Raw genomic sequence first — 4,121 nt, 5'->3', positions numbered from 1 at the left:
AGTTCGCCGTTTAGGTTGAAGGCACTTGCGAGCCTGGGCGCTAGAACGATCTTGGACGAATAAGTTCTTCTATCGCGCTCAAGCGTCTTGGGGTTTTCACACAGCCAAGACCCAGAACCGACATTGCCTAGCCCGGAGCTTTCGCCGGATCGCGAGCGGCGGCTTGCTTGTCGATGTGGCCATTGTGTACGTGCGCGATACGCCATCCGTCGTGCGACTTCACATACACCGCCGTTAAGAGGTTTCCGTCATCGGGATAGAGCTTGCCATTGGGTCGTAGCGCTGCATCTACACCCTCTATTCTGTTGATGCGGGTCACGACCACGACGTTCGGTGCGATCTGCCGCATTTCGATTTGCTCAGGCGGAAGCATTCGACTATTCGCAAACATGCCCTTATGGAGAACAGCGTGTGCTTTCAGTACCGTCTCGCGCCCCTTCCAATGCATGCCAACGACATTAATCCAGTCGACGTCGGGCATGGTGTCGGCGACGAAAGCGTCCATATCATGCCTGTTCCAAGCGTCCCTTTGCCGATCCATAATTGCGCGAATAGCCGCTGCATCGTCGGCGGCGACGGAAGACGAGGCTGTGGACATTGGTAGCCCCTTTACAGATGTGGAGACGCCCAGCTTACTGGCGCAGGAGCGACTGATCAAATGCACCGAAGATGCTGCATCGGATTAGTTGAAATGTCGCCTAATGGCCCTTCGCGACATACCGCGCCGCCGGACGACCGCGGTCGCTAACTGGGCATAGCGGAAATCGACGGGCCGCCGTCCATTGCAGAGAGCGACGTTCGTGACCCTGAGCAGACTCAGATGACGCCGATACAGCGAGCGCATCGTCGCGACGATCGGCACGTGGTGCGGCTAGGGCTTGCAGCTCAAGTGACATGGCGTTCGCTTAGAAAGCAAACGGACGGAAAAATCGAATTCTGAGATAGGTCAGCATTGCTGTTCAGTGCGTCTTGGCCGCAACAGCCAGTGAGAAATTCGAGCCGTCCAGCCTCACGCCTTCGTTGTGGCAAATCCAAAAGATACGTCGATGCAGGATTGGGCCCCAGACTGAACACGGGGATCTGTGGTTGGGATTGAATGGGGAAACCGCGGCGGTGCGGTTGGCGACATTGAAGATTTGGCAAGTAAGCTGTATTGCCGGCGCGCTGGGCGCAACTTCGCTTGCAGCGATTCATCAGATCGCGGTACCGCCCCCGAGCGTCGCAACGCCGAATGCGAGAGTTGCTGATGTATTCGGCACCATCCCGCTGAACGTGACGACGCTGCTGACAAACGCCAGCGCGGCGTTGCCGACTCCGGTCATCGAGGCGAAATTCGATACAAGATCATCGGCTAATGCGATTGTTGCGGCGGAGTTCGCAGACGCGGCGCCGAACTCGGTGATGCCGTCCGATGTGACCAGCTCGCCGCCGCAAGGGCGAACGTTGCAGACCAGTGCCAGCCTTGATGCTACGCCGCCCACGAGCGAGTCAACGCCGCAGCTGGACCGGCCGCATGCTGCTTCTCCCAAGCCGGACGAAGGCGAGCTGCCGTATCTGAAGTACTACGTCTATTCGGAAATTCCTCCGCCGGAGAAACCCACGAAGATCGCCTTGGCGGCATTCGGCGACGTTCCGCTCGGAACACCGGTCCAGGAGATCGAACGCGCGGCCAGAGCATTTGGAGTCGATGCCAATTTCATGAAGGCGGTTGCCAAAATCGAATCCGATTTTGATCCCAGGCAACGCACCGGCTCCTATATAGGTCTGTTCCAGCTGAGCAAGTCTGAGTTTAGGGCATACGGGTCGGGCGACATCCGCAATTCTCGCGACAATGCTATGGCTGCCGCCTACAAGTTCATCACCGAGGCTGCGCTATTCGAAGTAATGACGCACGAGGAGCTGACGTTCACCAATCTTTATCTGATCCACCAGCAGGGCTGGGAAGGAGCCGCCCAACACATCAGCCATCCGCAGCAGATTGCCTGGAAGTCGATGTGCGCGACCCGCGAGGGCATCGAGAAGGGCGAGAGATGGTGCAAGCGCGCCATCTGGGGCAACACTCTGCCGGCGGTCAAACGCGAATGGAAGTCGGTCGATCGCCTCACGTCGGGCGCGTTCGTGGCGATGTGGCGGGACCGCGTCGAGACGCTCTATGCCCGCTACCCCGCGCCAACGCTGCGGCGGCGGGACGCTTGAGATGAATCAGTTTTCGTTTGGTCGGGAACGTGTTCCGGCAATCTTGGGGTCCGATTTCCGGCGCCGGATTAGGTTTGCGTTCCGCCTAGAGACCGGGCGGTTGCTCGCTCCAAGCGGCCCGATTGACCCAAGGCTCGAGCGCTGCCGCCTCCGAGACTAGAACCTAGCCTCCTAGATTCATAAGCAATTCACGTCGGCTGATGGCCCCTCAGAGACTTGCGAACAGCCGGTCACAACGTCTGCTGCTCAGGGTAGACCGGAAAAGTGACGCCTGGGTCGCCAAAACGGCGCTCATGACCCGTAGCGGACTCTCGTGACGGAAATTGGCTCCGCCACAGCAGACATTGATGCAGCCGTAAGCGATTGACGGGAAGCTACTCGGTCCGCTCGTAAGTGGTGACAACTACGATGTCTTGGCCATCTACAGTGCTTTTGAATGACGGTGTTGTCACCGTCAACTTGTTGCCCGCCGTCTCCACTTGATACGTCCGGGTGGTGCCGATCCATGACTGGACCCAGGCGATATCGACGTTGTAGATGACCTTGTTGCCTTCGATCTTATAATTACCGCCCCACGCAAACATACTCTTGAAAAGTTCGACACGTTCCGCGTCCGTGGGGTCGGCCTTCTCGTTCTTTTTACGGTCTTGTGACACCGCGAAGATCTGGAAGCGGCCACCCTTCGTGTAGTAGGCGTAACCCAGCGGATGCTCGCCGAACGTAGCGGCGGTCTTGCCCGTCGCCACTTCCTTGCGAGCTCCTGTTGTGGGGAGCGGGGCTGACCGCCTCCGCGGTCGCGCAGCAACAGGTTAAGCTCGGTGTCCTCAACGACCAGACGGGACTGTACGCGGATCTGACAGGCATGGGCTCGGTCCACGCCGCGCGCGCTCCGCAGAATGTAGAGCACCTGTGGTAGCCGCGCGGCTGGCACCTCGTCGAGTACGCCATCCGCACCTGCAATCAGTCTCTTGCGAAGAAGCGAGCCTTAAGCCTTCAGGTCCGTGATCCTCATAATTGCGACCACGCTCCCGTCATTGTACGCCTGCTCTTTTGTGTCCTTGTTGCAGGTCCAGACAAAGTTCTTCTTCGCCGTAAAGGTCTTTCCGTCCTGGTCAAGCCGCATCTCCCCTTCAATGATATGGCAGACCATGGCATTCATCATCGGGGGACCCATGGTCTTCGATCCCGGTTGCATGATGACATCGCGCATCGAGACGGTCTTAAAACCGGGGATGATGGATGGGGTCTCGCCATCATAAGCGCGCACCACGACACCTGGCCACGGCGTCTCATCCTTGTAGCCCGTCGTCTGAGCGGCGGCGGGCTTCACGAGGGCCGCCGAGGCCGCTGCCAATCCGATTCCCAACGCTGACCTTCGATCGATCTTGTTCATCGTTCTCTCCTGAGGTTACGGCAACGAGCCGCCGCAGAAGCGACGCGCGCATTTCATGGAATGTGAATTCTGGTGCGAACCGAAAAAAGCGTCGGTCTCTTGAGAGTGCTTGCCTGCCGATAGCATTAGTCCTGTTCGTCCGGCCCGAACGGCAATCTCGGCACGTCCCGCTTCCACGGCAACTGCATTCTACCTGACGTGCCGGAGAAACAGGTGACGCAAAATGTCTCACCTTGGAAGACCGGACCACTGTGTTGGCAGGTTCACTGCCGGCCAGCCGATATGGCAAGTCAGCGTCACTGACCGGCCCCGGCAGTAAGTGCGCTGCCACACCCGATTGCTGACGACTGCGGCTCCCTGGAATGTCCGGATTTGGCCCTTCGCGACATATTGCGCCGTCGCGTGAGCTTGGTCGTTAACGGGGGTGGACTCAACCGGTCGGTGCAACACTCTAATCTTTTAGCAGAGATGGAGTGTGGGCATGAAGCAGCGACGTCGCATCTACTATTCTGCGGTTCAGCGGTCTGAGATC

At 58.6% G+C, this 4,121-nt stretch carries 4 protein-coding genes; 1 reads left to right on the top strand and 3 read right to left on the bottom strand.

All coding sequences use genetic code 11. The features are described 5' to 3' along the window. Positions 1–127: 127 nt before the first annotated feature. Positions 128–598 carry an SgcJ/EcaC family oxidoreductase gene (locus AC630_RS41520; protein WP_074124190.1) on the bottom strand — a complete coding sequence of 157 codons (471 nt, stop codon included), beginning with the start codon at positions 596–598 and terminating at the stop codon, positions 128–130. A 371-nt stretch (positions 599–969) separates the two neighbouring features. On the opposite strand from AC630_RS41520, the gene AC630_RS47640 reads away from it, so the two are divergent. Beyond that, positions 970–2,196 carry a lysozyme family protein gene (locus AC630_RS47640; RefSeq protein ID WP_245330665.1) on the top strand — a complete coding sequence of 409 codons (1,227 nt, stop codon included), beginning with the start codon at positions 970–972 and terminating at the stop codon, positions 2,194–2,196. Between the two features lie 374 nt (positions 2,197–2,570). On the opposite strand, the gene AC630_RS41510 is transcribed toward AC630_RS47640, so the two are convergent. Next, positions 2,571–2,942: a lipocalin-like domain-containing protein gene (locus AC630_RS41510; protein ID WP_074124186.1), complete on the bottom strand. Its 372-nt coding sequence runs from the start codon at positions 2,940–2,942 to the stop codon at positions 2,571–2,573. A 239-nt stretch (positions 2,943–3,181) separates the two neighbouring features. Beyond that, a complete protein-coding gene (locus tag AC630_RS41505) occupies positions 3,182–3,589 on the bottom strand; it encodes a hypothetical protein (RefSeq protein ID WP_074124184.1) in 408 nt (135 codons plus the stop codon). Positions 3,590–4,121 lie beyond the last annotated feature (532 nt).

Source organism: Bradyrhizobium sp. AS23.2, assembly GCF_001908185.1.
Classification (GTDB): Bacteria; Pseudomonadota; Alphaproteobacteria; order Rhizobiales; family Xanthobacteraceae; genus Bradyrhizobium.
The sequence above is the reverse complement of the archived record's forward strand: the minus strand, read 5'-3'. Positions and strand labels throughout refer to the sequence as shown.

What these genes read in the sequence shown, in the direction of transcription:
- AC630_RS41505 (WP_074124184.1), bottom strand. Translation starts at nt 3,589, where the DNA reads ATGAACAAGATCGATCGAAGGTCAGCGTTGGGAATCGGATTGGCAGCG.
- AC630_RS41520 (WP_074124190.1), bottom strand. Translation starts at nt 598, where the DNA reads ATGTCCACAGCCTCGTCTTCCGTCGCCGCCGACGATGCAGCGGCTATT.